We start from the raw sequence: 17634 nt of genomic DNA on the forward strand, positions 1-17634 counted from the left end.
CGAGCGCTCGACCAGCGAGTGCGCGAAAGTCGTCGCAGTCGAGCGCCAGTGCGACAACTCCTGCACACTCGCGGGAGTGCTCGTTCGCCCGAGCGGCGGCGAGCATCCAGTAGTCGTCGCAGTCGAGCTCGAAAGTGGTGACTTCTGCGTACTCGCGGAAGCACCCGTGCACCAGTGCGTCGAGTATCCAAGAGTTGTCGCAGTCGAGCACGAGTGCGACAACTCCTGCGTACTCGCGAGGGCGACGAGTCCTGCACACTCACGGCGGTCAGCGAGGACCACGCGTGCACGCCGGTGAGCCCGCGCACACGAAGGACCGAGGCCACCCGACGAGCCGCGGCAGAATGTGGACATGCGCAGCCTCGAAGTCCTCCTCGATCCCGAGTCGGAGGCTCGCGTCCGCAGCCAGTGGGAGGCGCTCGAGGCGGCCGGCATCCCGAGCCTCGCGCTGCACACGTCCGCCAGCAACCGTCCGCACCTCACCCTGGTCGCCGGGCCCGAGCTGACCGCCCCGGAGCCGGGCGCGCTCGGTCCGGTGCCGGCGACGGCCGACCTGGGCGCCGTCCTCCTCTTCCCGCACGCCGGGCGCTTCGTCCTCGCCTGGGGAGTGGTCCGCTCGCCCGCCCTCGACGCACTGCACGCCCGGGCGACCCGTCTCGTGCCGGGCGGCGTCGGCACCTCGCTGCCGGACGCCTGGACGCCGCACATCAGCGTCTCGCGCCGCCTCCGCGCCGAGCAGCTCGGCGACGCCGTCCCCCTCCTCGGCGAGCCGTTCACCGTCGGACTCGCGGGCGTCCGCTTCTGGGACGGCGACTCCCGCACCCTCACCGACCTCTGAGCCGGGCGCCGGAGAAGCCCCCATCGCGCCCCGCAGCCGCCTCCCCCGCCCCCCTTCCTCCAGCCCTTCTCCACAGTTCCGCGGACCCCGGGGGCGGCGTCGGAGGCGGCGGGTAGAGTTCCCCGGGTGACAGAGCCCACCGCGACAGCCCTCCCCGCCCCGCCGCTCGCCGACCCCTCGGCGGATTCCCGCGGCGGCGTCGGGAGCGACGCGGCGAGCGGCACCCCGGGATTTGGATCCTCCGAGGCGCAGGCGATCCTCGAGAAGGTCTTCGGCTACGGCTCCTTCCGCGGCGAGCAGCAGGCCATCGTCGAGCAGGTCATCGGAGGCGGCGACGCCGTCGTCCTGATGCCCACCGGCGGCGGCAAGTCGCTCTGCTACCAGATCCCCGCCATCGTGCGCCCCGGCACCGGCGTGGTCGTGTCCCCGCTCATCGCGCTGATGCAGGACCAGGTCGACGCCCTCCGCGCGAACGGCGTCCGCGCCGAGTTCCTCAACTCCACCCAGGACGCCGGCGAGCGCAGCCGCGTCGAGCGCGCCTACCTCGACGGCGAGCTCGACCTGCTCTACGTCGCCCCGGAGCGGCTGGGCAACGAGGGCACGAAGCAGTTCCTCGCCCGCGGCCGGATCGCCCTCTTCGCGATCGACGAGGCCCACTGCGTCAGCCAGTGGGGCCACGACTTCCGCCCCGACTACCTCGCCCTCGGCGAGCTCGCCGAGCGCTGGCCCGACGTCCCGCGCATCGCCCTCACCGCCACCGCCACCGAGGCGACCCACCGCGAGATCACCTCGCGCCTGCACCTCGGCGCCGCCCGCCACTTCGTCTCGAGCTTCGACCGCCCGAACATCCAGTACCGGATCGTCAACAAGGTCGAGCCGCGCAAGCAGCTGATCGACTTCCTGCGGCGCGAGCACGCGCACGACGCGGGCATCGTCTACGCCCTCTCGCGCAAGAGCGTCGAGGCGACGGCCGAGGCGCTCCGCTCGGCGGGCTTCGACGCCGTCGCGTACCACGCGGGCCTCGACTCGCGGGTGCGCGCCGCCGCCCAGTCCCGGTTCCTCCGCGAGGAGGGCGTCATCGTCTGCGCGACGATCGCCTTCGGCATGGGGATCGACAAGCCGGACGTGCGGTTCGTCGCGCACATCGACCTGCCCAAGTCCGTCGAGGGCTACTACCAGGAGACGGGTCGCGCCGGCCGCGACGGGCTGCCCTCGACCGCTTGGCTCGCCTACGGCCTGCAGGACGTGGTCCAGCAGCGCCGGATGATCGACGAGTCGCCGGGAGACCTGGCGCACCGCCGCCGGATGTCCGCGCACCTCGACGCGATGCTCGCGCTCTCCGAGACGGTCCAGTGCCGCCGGGTGAACCTGCTCGCCTACTTCGGCCAGGAGAGCACCGCCTGCGGCAACTGCGACACCTGCCTCGAGCCGCCCGCCTCCTGGGACGGCACCGTCGCGGCGCAGAAGTTCCTGTCGACGGTCGTCCGCCTCAAGCGCGAGCGCAACCAGCAGTTCGGCGCCGGTCACATCATCGACGTCCTCCGCGGCAAGACCACGCCGCGCACCACCCAGCACCAGCACGACGGGCTGGCCACCTGGGGTATCGGCGCCGACCTCAGCGACACCCAGTGGCGCGGAGTCGCCCGCCAGCTCCTCGCCCAGGGCCTGCTCGGCGTGAACGACGACGGCTTCGGCACGCTCGTGCTCACGCCCGCGTCCGGCTCCGTCCTCAGCGGCGAGCGGAAGGTCGAGCTGCGGCAGGAGCCGGAGAAGCCGGCCCGCTCCAGCGGATCTTCCCGCTCCGGGCGCTCCACCGTCGCCGAGCTGTCGGGCGAGGCTCAGCCGCTGTTCGAGCGGCTCCGGGAGTGGCGCGCCGCGCAGGCCCGCGCGCAGGCGGTCCCGGCCTACATCGTCTTCAACGACGCGACCCTCCGCGAGATCGCGACCGCCGAGCCGGCGACGATGGACGCGCTCAGCATCATCGGCGGCGTCGGCCAGAAGAAGCTGCTCACCTACGGAGAGGCCGTGCTCGCCGTCGTCGCGGGGGAGAGCCCCGAGATCGCCGTCCCGGAGCCGGGTGAGGAGGCTCCCGCTCCCCGCCGCGCGCCGGCCGCCCGCGGCGGGTCCTCCCGCTCGGGAGGGGCGAAGCCCTCGTTCGGCCGCGAGTCGGCCGGTCCGCCGGTGTCCGCCGCGCAGCCGCCGGAGGACGACTGGGTGCCGCCGGACGAGCCCGACTGGGAGCCCGGCTGGGACAGCTACTGATCCCACGCGGGTCGACGGTCTGAGCCCCCGCAGGTGGTCGGCTCGAGCCCCTCGCGGGTGGTCGGCTCGACCCCACGCAGCCCGACCGCCTGAGCCCTCGCGGAGGGGCGTCCCGAGCCGTCGCGGGTCAGCTTCCCGAGCCGACCCCCGCCAGCCAGGCGCCGAGAAGGGTGCAGGAGAAGGACAGCGCGAGCCCGACGACGGGCACCCAGAACGCGAGTCGGCGCCGCACGAGCCGCACGACCGCCACGATCAGCGCGGCGAGGAACGGCAGCCACACTCCGAATCCCGCGAGGAGCACGCCCGCCTCGATCCAGCCGGGACGGCAGACGTTCGAGCCCATGCAGGCATCGCCCGCGAGCCCGAAGAACAGCCCGACGAACGACAGTCCGAGGGTCGCCGCGGCGGCGGCGAGGATCAGCACGATCGTCAGCGCGAGGTCCCAGATCCGCCGCGGCGGTCGGAGAGGTCCCGCCTGCGCGACGGCCTCCTGCGGCACGCTGCCCGCCTGCGCCGCCCTGCCCTCCTGCTGCGGCCGCGGCTCCGGAGGCACGGCGACCTCCTGCGGCAGGGCCTGCGGCGCGCGCAGTGGCGGCCGGGGCGGCGGGGGCGGAGGAAGCGGCGGCTCACTCATGCCCCGAGCCTAGCCACGCTCCAGGCCGCATCCGCGTCCGGGCTCCGCTTCCCCCGGCTCCGCCTTCGCCGCATCCGGAACCGGACGGAGCGCGTCGCGGCCCGGCCCGCCCGCCTGGTCGGTTCCGACAACGCGCTTCCGCCTCCGCCCGGCGCCGTTTGTGCCCGGGCGACGGAACGTTTCCGCCGCGCCGCCGTGCGACCTACCGTGCGAGGACCGCCTCCGCTGCCGCGCCCGTCGGCGCACGACGCACCGGGAGCGGCCCGAACCGCAGACGGTCGAAGGGACACGAACACCATGGTCAGCACCGCTCCCCACCCCCGCTCCGCCGCCGACGCCGCCGACCGGGCGGCCACTGGGCGCACGCGGGCCCGGCGCTCCCGCTCGGGCTCCATCGCGCCCACGCCGCCGGTCGACTCCCTCGGCTCCGAGGTCGACGCGCGCCTGGACGAGGACGGCGCTCCCGCCGTCGACGTCGCCGCCCTCGGCGAGACTCTGCTCGGCGCCTGGCGCGAGCAGCGTCTCGCGAGCCGCGCCCTGACCGCCCGCCCCGAGCTGCACCGCACCGACGGCCTCCCCATGAAGGAGCATCGCCTCCGTGTCTCGGAGCAGATGCACGTGCTCGCGGCCGAGGGCGGCGTGCACCGCGCCTTCCCGGTCGACCTCGGCGGCGAGGCCGACCACGGCGGGAACATCGCCGGCTTCGAGGAGCTGGTCACGGCCGACCCGTCGCTGCAGATCAAGTCCGGCGTGCAGTGGGGGCTCTTCGGCGCCGCGGTCCTGCACCTGGGCACCCGCCCGCACCACGAGAAGTGGCTGCCGGGCATCATGAGCCTCGAGATCCCGGGCGCCTTCGCGATGACCGAGACCGGCCACGGCTCCGACGTCGCGTCGATCGCCACGACCGCCACCTACGAGGACGGCGAGTTCGTGCTGAGGACCCCGTTCCGCGCGGCCTGGAAGGACTACCTCGGCAACGCGGCGGTCGACGGGCGCGCGGCGGTCGTCTTCGCACAGCTGGTCACCCGCGGCGTGAACCACGGGGTCCACGCCTTCTTCGTCCCGATCCGCGACGAGCAGGGCGCGTTCCTGCCCGGGGTCGGCGGGGAGGACGACGGCCTCAAGGGCGGGCTGAACGGGATCGACAACGGCCGCCTCCACTTCGACGGCGTCCGCGTCCCGCGCGAGAACCTGCTGAACCGCTACGGCGACGTCGCCGCCGACGGCACCTACTCCTCGCCGATCGCGAGCCCGGGCCGCCGCTTCTTCACGATGCTCGGCACGCTCGTGCAGGGCCGGGTCTCGCTCGACGGAGCCTCGGTCGCCGCCGCGAAGATCGCGCTGACGGTCGCCGTCACCTACGGCGACCAGCGCCGCCAGTTCACCGGCGGCGGCGAGCGGGAGGAGGTGCTGCTCGACTACCAGCGGCACCAGCGCCGCCTCCTGCCGCGCCTGGCCACCACCTACGCCGCCGCCTTCGCGCACGAGAAGCTGCTGACGGCGTTCGACGAGGTCTTCTCCGGCGCGAACGACACCGAGCAGTCGCGGCAGGACCTCGAGACCCTCGCCGCCGGGCTCAAGGCGCTGTCGACCTGGCACGCTCTCGACACGCTGCAGGAGGCGCGCGAGGCCTGCGGAGGCGCAGGCTTCCTCGCGGAGAACCGGCTCACGCAGCTGCGCGCCGACCTCGACGTCTACGCGACCTTCGAGGGCGACAACACCGTCCTCCTCCAGCTGGTCGCGAAGCGGCTGCTGACCGACGTCGGACGCCGCTTCAAGGGCGCCCAGCCCGCGGAGCTGGCGCGGTACGCCGCCTCGCAGGTCGCGGGGGCGACCGTCGACAACTCCGGTCTGCGCCGTCTGGCCCAGGTCGTCGCCGACCGCGGATCGACGGCCCGCTCGGTCGGCCAGCTGCGGGAGGACCAGCGCGAGCTGCTCACCGGCCGCGTCGAGAGCATGGTCGCGGGGATCGCCTCAGGGCTGCGCCCGGCGTCGAAGCTGCCCTCGGACGAGGCAGCCCGCCTGTTCAACGCGCACCAGAGCGAGCTCATCGAGGCGGCCCGCGCGCACGCCGAGCTGCTGCAGTGGGAGGCGTTCACGGAGGCGCTCGCCGGCGTCGAGGACGCGGGCACGCGCACCGTCCTCACCTGGCTCCGCGACCTGTTCGGCCTGGGCCTGATCGAGAAGCACCTCGACTGGTACCTCATCCACGGGCGCCTGTCGTCGCAGCGCGCGGTCGCGGTGACGTCGTACATCGACCGCCTGCTCGCCCGCATCCGTCCGCACGCCGCCGACCTGGTCGCGGCGTTCGGCTACGGGCCCGAGCACGTACGCGCGGCGATCGCGACCGGCGCCGAGGCGGAGCGCCAGGAGGAGGCTCACGCCTGGTACGAGGCCGCCCGCGCCTCCGGCACCCTCCCCACCCCCGAGAAGCGCCGCTGACCCCTTCCTCCGCGAGATGCCACTTCGGTACGCGACACGCCGCGCGAGGCGTACCGAAGTGGCATCTCGCGGAGAGGGGACGGGCGGAGCGCGTCAGGACGCGAGGAACGCCAGCGCCTGGTCGCGCTCGGCGCGCAGCTCGAGCACGGACTCGTCGATCCGCGCGCGGGAGTGCGCGTCGATCTCGAGCCCCTCGATGATCCGCCACTCGCCGTCGACGGAGCGGACCGGGAACGACGAGATCAGCCCCTCCTCCACCCCGTAGGAGCCGTCCGACTCGACGGCGGCCGAGGTCCACTCGGTGCCGTCGACCCAGTCGCGCACGTGGTCGATCGCGGCGGAGGCGGCGGACGCGGCCGACGAAGCGCCCCGCACCTCGATGATCTCGGCACCGCGCTTCGCGACCCGCGGCTCGAACTCCGTGTGCAGCCATTCGGCGTCGACCAGCTCGGGCACCGGACGTCCGTCGACAGTGGCGTGGGTCGCGTCGGGGTACTGCGAGGCGGAGTGGTTGCCCCAGATCGCGACGCCCTCGATCGCGTCGACGGGGGCGTCGAGCTTCGCGGCGAGCTGCGCGAGCGCCCGGTTGTGGTCGAGGCGCGTCATCGCGGTGAAGCGGCCGGCGGGGATGTCCGGGGCGCTGCGCCGCGCGATCCAGGCGTTGGTGTTGGCCGGGTTGCCGACGACCAGCACGCGGATGTCGGAGGCGGCGTGCGCGTTCAGCGCGGCGCCCTGCGGCCCGAAGATCCCCGCGTTCGCGGCGAGCAGGTCGGCGCGCTCCATGCCCGCGCTGCGCGGCCGGGCGCCCACGAGGAGGGCGACGCTCGCGCCGTCGAACGCGGCGGCCGGATCGTCCGTCGCCTCGATCCCGCGGAGGAGGGGGAAGGCGCCGTCCTGCAGCTCGAGCGCCGTGCCCGCGGCCGCGCGGAGGCCGGAGGGGATCTCGAGGAGGTTCAGGCGGACGGGGACGTCCGGCCCGAGGAGCTGACCCGAGGCGATGCGGAACAGGAGCGCGTAGCCGATGGCGCCCCCCGCTCCCGTGACCGTGACCGTGACCGGAGTGCGCTGCTGGTTCATGCGCCGAGCGTATTCCCGCCGGCTGGGGGCGGGGGAGGAGTCAGCCGGGTCCCGAGCCCTCGGCCGGAGGCGCCGTCGACCCGCGGAGCACGAGCTTGTTGCGCAGCCGCACGTGCGGCTCGGCCACGCTCCCGCCGTCGATGAGCGTCAGGAGAGCCCGGGCGGCCGCGCGCCCGACCCGGTGCAGCGGCTGCCGCACCGTCGTGAGGGCGGGGACCACCCGGGAGGCGTCGGGCACGTCGTCGTAGCCCACGACGGACAGCTGCCCGGGCACCGAGAGGCCCAGCGCCCGGGCCGCCTCGATCACGGCGATGGCGGAGGCGTCGTTCGCGGCGAAGACCGCCGTCGGCCGGTCGGGCAGCAGCAGCAGCTCGTGGGCGGCGACGAGGGAGGGGTCGTGCCGGTAGTAGCCGACCCGCACGAGCGCGGGGTCGTAGCTGAGACCGGCGTCCGCGAGCGCCCGCTGGTACCCCGCGCCGCGCCGGTGCGACGACTCCAGATCGGGGCGGCCCGCGACGAAGCCGATGCGGCGGTGGCCGAGCCCGATCAGGTGGCTCGTCGCCAGCTGCGCCCCGCCGAAGTCGTCGGTCGCCACCGAGTGCAGCTCGGTCTGAGCGGTCAGCGGATCCACGACCACGAGCGGCAGGTCCGACGAGGTGATCACGCCGGAGGGCGTCACCAGGATCGCCCCCTCCACGCGCGCCTCGGCGAGGCGCCGCAGGGACTCGTGCTCCCAGCCCGCCCGGCCCCGGCGGCTCCCCCCGCTGCCGGCGAGGAGGTCGAACCGCGTCCCCCGGAGCGCTGTCGCCACTCCCTGCAGCACCTCCGTGCCGAACGGCTCGAAGTCACCCAGGAGCACGCCGATGACGCCCGGGCGCTCCGCGCACTCCGTCGTCACGACCTCCTGCTCGGCCTCCGCCGTCGTCGCTCCTGCGGACATCCTCGTCCCCTCCCGCCGTCCCCGTCCGGCCGTGGCGGAACGCGGTGATCGCCTCGCTGCGCTGCTCCGGACGGATGGGAACACGTCCTTGCAATCGGGAATGTTCCCGGTAACATTGCCCGCAAGACTAGCTGAGGGAAAGCTCAGCAGTCGAGAGAGACGAGTGTCGGGCAGCCTTTCTCCCCTCAGTGCTGAGGGGGTCGAGAGCTGGAGTTCGCGTGGCCACGCTGTGGAAGCCGCCGCGCACGAGCCGTCCGCCACTCTCCGCGCGTCCTGCGCACCAGGCGCGGCCGAACGCCCCTCGGGCGGCGCCGTGCTCCGTCCTCTCGCGGCCTCGGGCCGCGCCACCACTCCGCGCCGTCCGGCGCTCGACCTGATCGGCGACGCTGCCGATCGAGTGAGGAACACCATGTCCACGCGACGCACCCCCCGACCCCTCTGGCTCGTCCGCTCGGGCGCCGCTCTCGCCGGCTGCCTGCTCCTGTCCGGAGTCGCCGCCGCGGCGGCGGCCGCCGACACCGAGTTCGGCTCCGACGCGGTCGACGTGAAGGTCAGCATCGCCGAGCTGGAGCAGCCCGGCCTCCTCTCGATGTCGGTCGACGGCACCGAGTCGACGCTGACCGAGCAGGGATCGACCCCGACCGTCCGCACCTTCACGGGTCAGCTGCCCGAGGTCACGGTGACCGACACCCGCACCGCCGACGAGATCGCGGACGACGCCGGCTGGTACGTCCTGGGCTCGGCGAGCGCCTTCACCGGCGACGCGGACCAGGAGGACATCACCGCCGACCACCTCGGCTGGACTCCCACGCTGCTCGACGGCGGCGACTCCGGCCTTGTGGCCGAGGGCGACCAGGTCGACACGGTCCTCGACGAGGGCGACGACGCCGTGGGCCTCCTCGACCAGGAGCTCCTCGCGCTGTCGCTCGACTCCCAGGAGACCGCGACCGACGGCTCCTGGACCGTCTCCGCGGACCTCACTCTCAAGACCGAGGCCGACGTCGAGCCCGGCGACTACTCCTCCGTCCTGACCCTCTCGCTGTTCGAATGACCCGGCTGCGCGCAGTCGCCTCGACGGCGATCGGCGCCCTCCTCGCCACCGGCCTGCTCGCCTCCGCCGCTCCGGCGACGGCCGCGGACGCCTGGTCGCCGAAGGCGTCGTACACCTCGACCGACAAGGGCGACGGCACCTACTCCGTGCCCCTGCTCAATGCGGATGTCCCCGACGTCAGCGTCGAGCGCGTTCCCGCGTCCGAGAACGACGAGGGCCGCGACATCTACTACATGATCAGCACCACGATGCACCTGAGCCCGGGCGCCCCGATCATGAAGTCCTACGATCTCGTCAACTGGGAGATCGTCAACTACGTCTTCGACCGGCTCGAGATCGGCGACCGCTTCTCGCTCCGCAACGGGCAGAACTCCTACGGCAACGGCCAGTGGGCCTCGTCGCTGCGGTACCACGACGGCCGCTACTACGCGGTCTTCAACACGAACAACCTCGGCGGCTCCTACCTCTACTCGACGGACGACATCGAGGACGGAGTCTGGACCCGCACGGCCCTCGGCCGCGCCTTCCACGACCCGTCGCTCTTCTTCGACGACGCGGACGGCGGCACGCCCTACATCTTCTACGGCTCCGGCTCGACCAGCGCCGTGAAGCTCAGTGAGGACCTGACGACCGTCGTCGCCGAGTACCCGAACATCCTCCGCACCTCCGACTACCCGGGAGCCGGCTACCTCGGCGGGCTGTTCGAGGGCGCGCAGGTGCAGTACATCGACGGGCAGTACTACATCGTCATCATCACCTGGCCCTCGGGCCAGGGCCGCCAGGTGGCGCTGTTCCGCTCCTCCGAGCTGCTGGGCCGCTACGCGACCGCCGACGGCAGCAACCCCTACGAGGGCAAGGGCGTGCTGAACTCCAGCGGGTTCGCCCAGGGGAGTCTCGTGCCGATCGCGAAGGAGGACGGCTCGACCGCCTGGCACGGGATGTTCTTCCGCGACAGCTTCCCGACCGGCCGCATCCCCGGGCTCATCCCGGCGACGTGGAAGGACGGCTGGCCGACCTTCGGGACGAACGGCTCGGTGCCGGTGGGCGGGAGCTTCCCGAAGCCGATCCGCCTCAGCCCCGAGGAGGAGCTGTTCGAGCGGCAGAAGAGCATCGTCGTCTCGGACGACTTCGACAACGACGCCCCGGCGAAGGCCTACCAGGACGAGTCGTGGACGATCCCGCCCGCGCCCGCCTACGACCCGTCGCTGCTCGGCGTGCAGCTGCTCCAGAACCCGGGAGCGGAGTCGGGGACGGCGCCGTGGGCCGGCCAGTTCGGCGCGACGCTGTCGGCGGACACGACGGACCCGGCGTCCGGGACCTCCGCACTCCGCGTGGGCACCCGCACGCTCAACGGCTCCGGCCCGAGCCAGGTGCTCGCGAACAAGCTGCAGCGCGGCGTGACGTACACCGTGTCCGCGAAGGTGAAGTACACGACCGGCCCCGCGTCGGTCCGCTTCAACCTCTGCGCCGACTTCGGCGCAGGACCCGTGACGATGGCGTCCGCCGCCGTCACGCAGGGGCAGTGGACGACGATCACGGGGACCTACACGGTGCCCGAGACCGCGAACATCGGCAGCGTGAAGTTCGCCGTCGAGACGCCGTGGGGCAACCCGCAGCCGGCGTCCTCGAGCACCGAGTACCTGCTCGACGACGTCTCGCTCGTCGGCGCCGCCCCCACGGTGGAGCGCCCGACGGTCGCCGAGATCGAGCCCAACGGCTCGAACCTCGCCCTCCCGTGGCAGTGGAACCACGCCCCCGACAACCGCTACTGGTCGCTGACCGAGCGCGAGGGCTGGCTCCGCCTCACCAACGGGAAGGTGCTCAGCGGAACGGCCGCGCACACGCGCCTCTCGGGCTCGCCCGAGATGACCTACCTGGAGGAGGCGCGCAACACGCTCTCCCAGCGGATCGTGGCGCCGAAGCAGTCGGCGGAGGCGGCGTTCGACGTCTCCGGGATGAAGGACGGCGACGTCGCCGGGCTCGCGGCCTACAACCGCGGCTTCTCCTACGTCGCGGTCAAGCGAGTGGACGGCGTGAACACCGTCGGCGTCGTGAACCGCAGCCAGCCGTTCGCGACCACGTTCGACCAGGCGGCCGTCGAGTCCTTCCTCCCCGGCACCACCGCCGCTCTCGGCGACGCCTCGCAGGTGCGCCTCAAGGCCGACCTCGAGCTCTCGGCCCCGGCGGGGCAGCTCTGGACGACCTTCTCGTACAGCCTCGACGGGACGAGCTGGACGAAGCTCGGCAGCCGCGTCGGCCCGCAGACCCTCGACGGACAGCTCACGCACTTCATGGGCCACCGCCTCGGGCTGTTCAGCTACGCGACGAAGACCGCCGGCGGCCACGTCGACGTCGACGAGTTCCTCCTGAGCGACACCCTCTCCTCCGAGGGGAAGGCGCTCGACCGCTCGCAGCTCGACGCGGCGATCGCCCACGCGGCGACCCTCCGCTCCGGAGACTACCCGGCCGACGCCTGGTCCGACCTCCAGTCGGTCCTCGCGAAGGCGCAGGCGGTCGGCACCGCGGGATCGCAGAACCAGATCGACGCTCCGGAGCGCGCGCTCAGCTACCAGCTGGCCCGCCTCGGCACGCTGAAGGAGGCGTCGCTCGAGGTGACCGCCGCCGCCGCGACCCGCTGCATCGCCGGGAAGGTCGTCGTGACCGTGCGGGCGACCAACGCCGACGACGTGCCCGTCGCCCTCCGGATGGAGAGCGCCTCCGGCACGAAGACGGTCGCCGCGCTCGCACCCGGCGCCACGACGAGCCACGCCTTCACCACGCGGGCGGCCTCGGTCCCCGCCGCCGAGGTGGTCGTGACCGCGACAGCCACCCTCGACGGCGAGCCGGTGACGACCACGGTGAGAGCGCCCCACCCGGCCGCGTCCTGCGGCTGAGCACTCCGGGGGCGGCCCGCGCGGCCGCCCCCGCCCCCGAACGCGTCAGCGGCACCCGTCGCCGACGATCTCCTGCACGACACGATCAAGGAGGATCCGTGAGATCACCACATCGAGAAGCCGCTCCGAAGGGGCGGTTGCGGCTGAGGCTGCTGGCCACGGCCGCGCTGACCGCGCTCCTGGTGGCACCGTTCGCCGCCCAGACCTCGTCCGCCGCTGAGACGGAGCTCATCGTCAACGGCGGGTTCGAGAGCGGCATCAGCAGCTGGTTCGTGAACAACGGCAACGCCGCCGACGCCGGGACCATCGCGACGACCACCGACGCGCGCACCGGCACCGCCGCCGCGCTCGTCAGCGGCCGGACGACGACCGGCGCCGGCGCCATGCAGGACCTCAGCGGCAAGGTCACCGCCGGTCAGACCTACCAGGTCAAGGCGCAGATCAAGTACGAGAACGCCGCGAGCCCGGCGACCAAGCAGTTCTTCGCCACCATGCACTACGGCGGAGGCACCTACACGAACCTCGCGAGCGTCACCGCCACGAAGGGCCAGTGGGCGACCATCAACGGGTCGTTCACCATCCCCGCCGGGCAGAGCGTCGCCACCGCGCGCCTCTTCTTCGAGACGCCGTGGACCGCGACTCCGTCGGCCGCACCCGAGACGCACCTGATGGACTACAAGCTCGACGACGTCTCGCTGGTCGGAGCGGCACCCGCCGCGCCCGCCTCGCGGACCATCGAGGTCGTGGGCAAGATCCCGGGCGACCACAACCCGCTCATGGGCTGGAAGTTCGGCGCCGACGGCTTCGGCTTCGTCGAGAACGGCCGCGTGTACATGTACATGACGAACGACACCCAGGGCTACGCTCCGAACCCCGCCACGGGCGTCTCGGCGGGCATCGACTACGGCAAGATCAACCAGATCACCGTGATCTCCTCGGACGACCTCGTCAACTGGACCGACCACGGTGAGATCCAGGTCGCCGGCTCCACCGGAGTCGCGCCCTTCACCGGCAACTCGTGGGCTCCCGGCATGGCGAAGAAGACCGTGAACGGCGTCGACAAGTACTTCCTCTACTACGCCAACGGCGGTGGCTCCAGCAACGTGATCACCGGCGACTCGCCGGTGGGCCCGTGGACCAGCCAGCGCACCTCCACGCTCATCAACGCGTCCACCCCGGGCGCCGAGGCGGTCGCGTGGAAGTTCGACCCGGCACCGCTCATCGACGACGACGGCCAGGGCTACCTGTTCTTCGGAGGCGGACCCGCCTCGACCGCGCTCCCCGCGGCCGAGCGCTTCAACAACCCGAAGAACATCCGCGTCATCGAGCTCGGCGACGACATGATCTCGACTGAGGGCACCTCCGCCGTCGTGGACGCGCCCGTCGCGTTCGAGGCGGCCCAGGTGTTCAAGCGCCAGGACAAGTACTACCTCTCGTACTCGTCGCACTTCGGCGGCAACGACTTCGGCGGCAACCAGACCCGCGAGCCCGGCTACCCGGGCGGCGGCGAGATCGGCTACATGATCTCGGACGACCCGATGTCGTGGCCCAAGGAGGCCTACGCCGGCGTGATGTTCCCGAACCAGAGCCGCTTCTTCGGAGCCGGCACCGGCGGCAACAACCACCAGTCGGTCTTCGAGATGGGCGGGAAGTACTACTTCACCTACCACGCGCCGACGCTCAACAAGCGCATCAACGGCGACACCACCCAGGGGTACCGCAGCCCCCACATCCAGGAGCTGCAGTTCAACGCCGACGGGACGGTGAAGCAGGTGGTGGGCGACTACAAGGGCGTCGATCAGGTCAAGGACTTCGACGGCTACCGCACCTTCCCCGCCGAGACCATCGGCTGGAGCAAGGGGATCGCGACCGCTCCGATCGGCACCCCCGCCGCGGGCGCGACGCAGAACCTCGTGCTGAAGGACCTCGACAACGGCGACTGGACCGCGCTGTCCGCCGTCGACTTCGGGGACACCGGAGCTGCGACGTTCACGGCGAAGGCCAAGGCCCTGCAGGCCGGCGGCTCCATCACCGTCCGCCTCGACTCCGAGACCGGGCCCGTCGCGGGCACCGTCGCGGTGAACGGGACGACCGGCGAGTGGACCGACGTCAGCGCCGCGCTGACCGGAGCGACCGGAGTGCACGACGTGTACTTCAGCTACTCCGGACCGACCGGCGACCTGTTCGAGCTCGACACCTTCGCCTTCACCGAGGGCGAGGCCGCTCCGGCTCTCGACATCACGGCGTCCGCCGCGACCCGCTGCATCGCGGGCAAGGCGATCGTCACCGTCCAGGCCACCAACGGCTCCGACGTCCCGGTCGGCGTGACCTTCACGTCGACGTCCGGCACGAAGTCGTTCACCTCGGTGGCGGCCGGCAAGACCGTGTCGCACGCCTTCACCACCCGTCAGGCGAACCTGCCCGCCGGTGCGGTGACCGTCGACGCCACGGCGACGATGAACGGCGCCCCCGTCGAGACGGAGGTGAGCGCTCCGTACGCGGCGCGCCCGTGCTCGTAGCGCACGGCTGAACCACCGGGGAGCGCCCCCGGCCCTGCGGGGCCGGGGGCGCTCCTGCGCGATGGGGGATCTCGATGCGCCCTCTGCGAGGGCTGCTCGATCAGCATGTCCGGCCGCGCAGCGGCGTCTCGAGACCCGCGCTCGATCAGCGGGTGCCGGCCAGGCGCATCGTGCCGCCGGCCTGGGCGGCGAAGGCGCGGGCGGTCGCCGCGATGGTGCGCTGCATGACCCGCGCCGCGGCGGTCGGCGCGAGGTCCGCCGGGCGCGCGAGGCTGATCGTCCGGGTCAGCGTCGGCTTCTCGAGCGTCGGCTCCTCGATGCGGATCGAGCGCAGGCCCGGGCGCCCCTGCAGCACCATCGCCGGGACGACCGCGACGCCCAGGCCCCGCTCGGCGAAGCGCAGCACCGCGTCCATCTCGGCGCCCTCCAGCACCACGTCCGGCTCGAGGCCCGCCGCGGAGAACGCGGCGTCGGTCGTCCGGCGCAGGTCGTAGCTGGAGTTGAACACGATCTGCGGGAGACGGGCGACCGCCGCCAGGTCGAGCGCGCCGGTCGCGGCCAGGGGAGGCTCCGCGGCGGAGGAGACCACCACGAGCTCCTCGACGAGCAGCGGGGTCACCGTGAAGGCGCCGGGAGCGGCCGCGGTCGAGGTCGTCACCAGCGCCAGGTCGAGCTCGCCGCGGGCCAGCCGGTCGAAGAGGCTCCGCGACCCGTCCTCGGCGAGGTGCAGCTCCACGGCGGGATGCGCCGCGTGGAAGGCGTGCAGCACCTCCGCGACGAGGCTGATGCACAGCGTCGGCGTCGCGCCGAACCGGACCCGGCCGCGCTCGAGCCCGGCCAGCTCCGCCAGCTCGCGGCGCACGGATCCGGCGTCGGCGAGCATGCGCCGCGCGAGGGGGAGCAGCAGCTCGCCGGCCGGCGTGAGGGTGCTGCCGGAGCGCGCCCGGTGGAAGAGCTCGGAGCCGAGGTCCTGCTCCAGAGCGGCGATCCGGCGGCTCAGCGAGGGCTGCGCCAGGTGCAGCGCCTCGGCGGCGCGGGTGAAGCTGCCGAGGCGGGCGACCTCGACGAATCCGGTGAGCTGCTCGAGATCCATATCGATACCCTACGTGCATGGGGATGCCCAGGATTATGCATTGGAGTAATCGAAGCGCGGTGCCTAGCGTGGAGGCATGACCACTTCAGAGACCACCGCACCGGAGCGTCGGATCTCCACCTCCGTCCTCGTCATCGGCACCGGCGGATCGGGCCTGCGCGCCGCGATCGAGCTCGCCGAGGCGGGAGTCGACGTCCTCGCACTCGGCAAGCGCTCGAAGTCGGACGCGCACACCTCCCTCGCCGCCGGCGGCATCAACGCCGCCCTCGCCACGATGGACCCCGACGACAGCTGGCAGCAGCACGCGGCCGACACCATCACCGAGTCCTACCAGCTCGCCAACCCTCACACGGTCGAGATCGTCACCTCCAACGCCGCCCGCGGCATCCAGGACCTCGAGCGCTACGGCATGCCGTTCGCCCGCGAGGACGACGGCCGCATCTCGCAGCGCTTCTTCGGCGCGCACACCTACCGCCGGACCGCCTTCGCGGGCGACTACACCGGCCTCGAGATCCAGCGCACGCTCGTCAACCGCGCGGCCCAGCTCGAGATCCCGATCCTGGACACCGTCTACGTCACGCGCATCCTCGTCAACGAGGACGGAGCCGTGTTCGGCGCCTACGGCTTCGACCTCGTCGACGGCACCCGCTACCTGATCCACGCCGACGCGGTGATCCTCGCCGCGGGCGGGCACAACCGCATCTGGCGCCGCACCTCCTCCCGCCGGGACGAGAACACGGGCGACTCGTTCCGCCTGGCCGTCGAGGCCGGCGGCCGCCTGCGCGACCCCGAGCTGGTCCAGTTCCACCCGTCGGGCATCATCGAGCCCGAGAACGCGGCGGGCACGCTGATCTCCGAAGCCGCGCGGGGAGAGGGCGGCATCCTCCGCAACGGCCTCGGCGAGCGCTTCATGGGCAAGTACGACGCTGAGCGCCTCGAGCTCTCGACCCGCGACCGCGTCGCCCTCGCCTGCTACACCGAGATCAAGGAGGGCCGCGGCACGCCCAACGGCGGAGTCTGGCTCGACGTCTCGCACCTCCCGCGCGAGACAATCATGACCCGGCTGCCGCGCGTCTACCAGACGATGCTCGAGCTGCAGATGCTCGACATCACGAAGGACCCGATCGAGATCGCTCCCACCGCGCACTACTCGATGGGCGGGGTCTGGGTGCGCTCGGACGACCACAGCACCGACGTCCCCGGCCTCTACGCGATCGGCGAGGCCTCCAGCGGACTGCACGGCGCGAACCGCCTCGGCGGCAACTCGCTGATCGAGCTGCTGGTGTTCGGCCGGATCGTCGGGCAGGCGGCGGCGGAGTACTCCGCCTCGCTGACGGCTCAGACCCGCTCGGCGGCGTCCGTCCAGGTCGCGCGCGACGAGATCGCCGGCCTGCTCGCGGCCGACGGCACCGAGAACGTCCGCGCCTTGCAGCGCGCGATCCGCAACACGATGACCGAGCACGCCGGAGTCGTCCGCGACGAGGAGGGCCTGCTCGCCGGGCTCGCGGAGCTGGACGCGATCGAGGCGCGCATCGCCGACATCGGCGTGCACCCGGACATCGCCGGCTTCCAGGACCTCGCCCACGCCTTCGACCTCAAGTCGGCCGCGATGGCCGCGCGGGCCACCCTCGAGGCCGCCCTCGAGCGCCGGGAGAGCCGCGGCTGCCACAACCGCAGCGACTACCCGGACATCGACCCGGCCCTCCGGGTGAACCTCGTCTGGTCGCCCTCCACGGGGATCACCCGCGAGGAGATCCCCGCGGTGCCGGAGGAGATCCAGGTGCTCATCAGCGGCGAGGTCGCCACCGCGGGCAAGCTGCTCGAGTAGCCGGACGGAGGACGCCGGCCCGGTGAGCGGGCCGGCGTCCCGTCGATCGCCGGCCG

The 17634-nt window shown here is 72.8% G+C and carries 11 protein-coding genes; 7 read left to right on the forward strand and 4 right to left on the reverse strand.

Annotation, left to right across the window (positions count from 1 at the left end; all coding sequences use genetic code 11):
- The first annotated feature begins 352 nt into the window (after positions 1 to 352).
- Positions 353 to 838, forward strand: a complete 486-nt coding sequence (locus GSU45_RS02790; protein ID WP_159912527.1) for a 2'-5' RNA ligase family protein — start codon at positions 353 to 355, stop codon at positions 836 to 838.
- Between the two features lie 255 nt (positions 839 to 1093).
- Positions 1094 to 3100 (forward strand): DNA helicase RecQ, encoded by a 2007-nt coding sequence (recQ, locus tag GSU45_RS02795; RefSeq protein ID WP_244248270.1) that lies wholly within the window; start codon positions 1094 to 1096, stop codon positions 3098 to 3100.
- A 127-nt stretch (positions 3101 to 3227) separates the two neighbouring features.
- Here the strand turns inward: recQ and GSU45_RS02800 are convergent, their stop codons facing one another.
- The gene (locus GSU45_RS02800; protein WP_159912531.1) at positions 3228 to 3734 is read right to left on the reverse strand and encodes a DUF6264 family protein; all 507 of its coding nucleotides are present in this window, start codon (positions 3732 to 3734) and stop codon (positions 3228 to 3230) included.
- A 297-nt stretch (positions 3735 to 4031) separates the two neighbouring features.
- On the opposite strand from GSU45_RS02800, the gene GSU45_RS02805 reads away from it, so the two are divergent.
- Positions 4032 to 6176: an acyl-CoA dehydrogenase gene (locus GSU45_RS02805; RefSeq protein ID WP_159912533.1), complete on the forward strand. Its 2145-nt coding sequence runs from the start codon at positions 4032 to 4034 to the stop codon at positions 6174 to 6176.
- A 93-nt stretch (positions 6177 to 6269) separates the two neighbouring features.
- Here GSU45_RS02805 and GSU45_RS02810 read toward each other — a convergent pair whose 3' ends face one another.
- Positions 6270 to 7253: a malate dehydrogenase gene (locus GSU45_RS02810; protein ID WP_159912535.1), complete on the reverse strand. Its 984-nt coding sequence runs from the start codon at positions 7251 to 7253 to the stop codon at positions 6270 to 6272.
- Positions 7254 to 7293: 40 nt separating this feature from the next.
- On the reverse strand, positions 7294 to 8193 hold the full coding sequence (locus GSU45_RS02815) for a substrate-binding domain-containing protein (protein ID WP_159912537.1): 900 nt from the start codon (positions 8191 to 8193) through the stop codon (positions 7294 to 7296).
- A gap of 409 nt (positions 8194 to 8602) precedes the next feature.
- Between GSU45_RS02815 and GSU45_RS02820 the strand changes: the two genes are divergently transcribed.
- The 3 genes from GSU45_RS02820 (at position 8603) to GSU45_RS02830 (ending at position 14657) form a co-directional block, all read left to right on the forward strand.
- Positions 8603 to 9244, forward strand: a complete 642-nt coding sequence (locus GSU45_RS02820; RefSeq protein ID WP_159912539.1) for a hypothetical protein — start codon at positions 8603 to 8605, stop codon at positions 9242 to 9244.
- Positions 9241 to 12138, forward strand: coding sequence for a family 43 glycosylhydrolase (locus GSU45_RS02825; protein WP_159912541.1), 2898 nt, complete (start codon positions 9241 to 9243; stop codon positions 12136 to 12138). The genes GSU45_RS02820 and GSU45_RS02825 overlap by 4 nt, the downstream gene beginning before the upstream one ends.
- 98 nt (positions 12139 to 12236) lie before the next feature.
- Positions 12237 to 14657: a family 43 glycosylhydrolase gene (locus tag GSU45_RS02830; RefSeq protein ID WP_208543482.1), complete on the forward strand. Its 2421-nt coding sequence runs from the start codon at positions 12237 to 12239 to the stop codon at positions 14655 to 14657.
- A gap of 145 nt (positions 14658 to 14802) precedes the next feature.
- On the opposite strand, the gene GSU45_RS02835 is transcribed toward GSU45_RS02830, so the two are convergent.
- Positions 14803 to 15750 carry a LysR family transcriptional regulator gene (locus GSU45_RS02835; protein ID WP_159912543.1) on the reverse strand — a complete coding sequence of 316 codons (948 nt, stop codon included), beginning with the start codon at positions 15748 to 15750 and terminating at the stop codon, positions 14803 to 14805.
- Positions 15751 to 15826: 76 nt separating this feature from the next.
- Between GSU45_RS02835 and GSU45_RS02840 the strand changes: the two genes are divergently transcribed.
- Positions 15827 to 17578, forward strand: coding sequence for an FAD-binding protein (locus GSU45_RS02840; RefSeq protein WP_159912545.1), 1752 nt, complete (start codon positions 15827 to 15829; stop codon positions 17576 to 17578).
- The last annotated feature ends 56 nt before the right edge of the window (positions 17579 to 17634 follow it).

It is taken from the genome of Rathayibacter sp. VKM Ac-2801 (assembly GCF_009834245.1).
Classification (GTDB): Bacteria; Actinomycetota; Actinomycetes; order Actinomycetales; family Microbacteriaceae; genus Rathayibacter.

What these genes read in the sequence shown, in the direction of transcription:
- GSU45_RS02790 (WP_159912527.1), top strand. Translation starts at nt 353, where the DNA reads ATGCGCAGCCTCGAAGTCCTCCTCGATCCCGAGTCGGAGGCTCGCGTC.
- GSU45_RS02800 (WP_159912531.1), bottom strand. Translation starts at nt 3,734, where the DNA reads ATGAGTGAGCCGCCGCTTCCTCCGCCCCCGCCGCCCCGGCCGCCACTG.
- GSU45_RS02805 (WP_159912533.1), top strand. Translation starts at nt 4,032, where the DNA reads ATGGTCAGCACCGCTCCCCACCCCCGCTCCGCCGCCGACGCCGCCGAC.
- GSU45_RS02810 (WP_159912535.1), bottom strand. Translation starts at nt 7,253, where the DNA reads ATGAACCAGCAGCGCACTCCGGTCACGGTCACGGTCACGGGAGCGGGG.
- GSU45_RS02815 (WP_159912537.1), bottom strand. Translation starts at nt 8,193, where the DNA reads ATGTCCGCAGGAGCGACGACGGCGGAGGCCGAGCAGGAGGTCGTGACG.
- GSU45_RS02820 (WP_159912539.1), top strand. Translation starts at nt 8,603, where the DNA reads ATGTCCACGCGACGCACCCCCCGACCCCTCTGGCTCGTCCGCTCGGGC.
- GSU45_RS02825 (WP_159912541.1), top strand. Translation starts at nt 9,241, where the DNA reads ATGACCCGGCTGCGCGCAGTCGCCTCGACGGCGATCGGCGCCCTCCTC.
- GSU45_RS02835 (WP_159912543.1), bottom strand. Translation starts at nt 15,750, where the DNA reads ATGGATCTCGAGCAGCTCACCGGATTCGTCGAGGTCGCCCGCCTCGGC.
- GSU45_RS02840 (WP_159912545.1), top strand. Translation starts at nt 15,827, where the DNA reads ATGACCACTTCAGAGACCACCGCACCGGAGCGTCGGATCTCCACCTCC.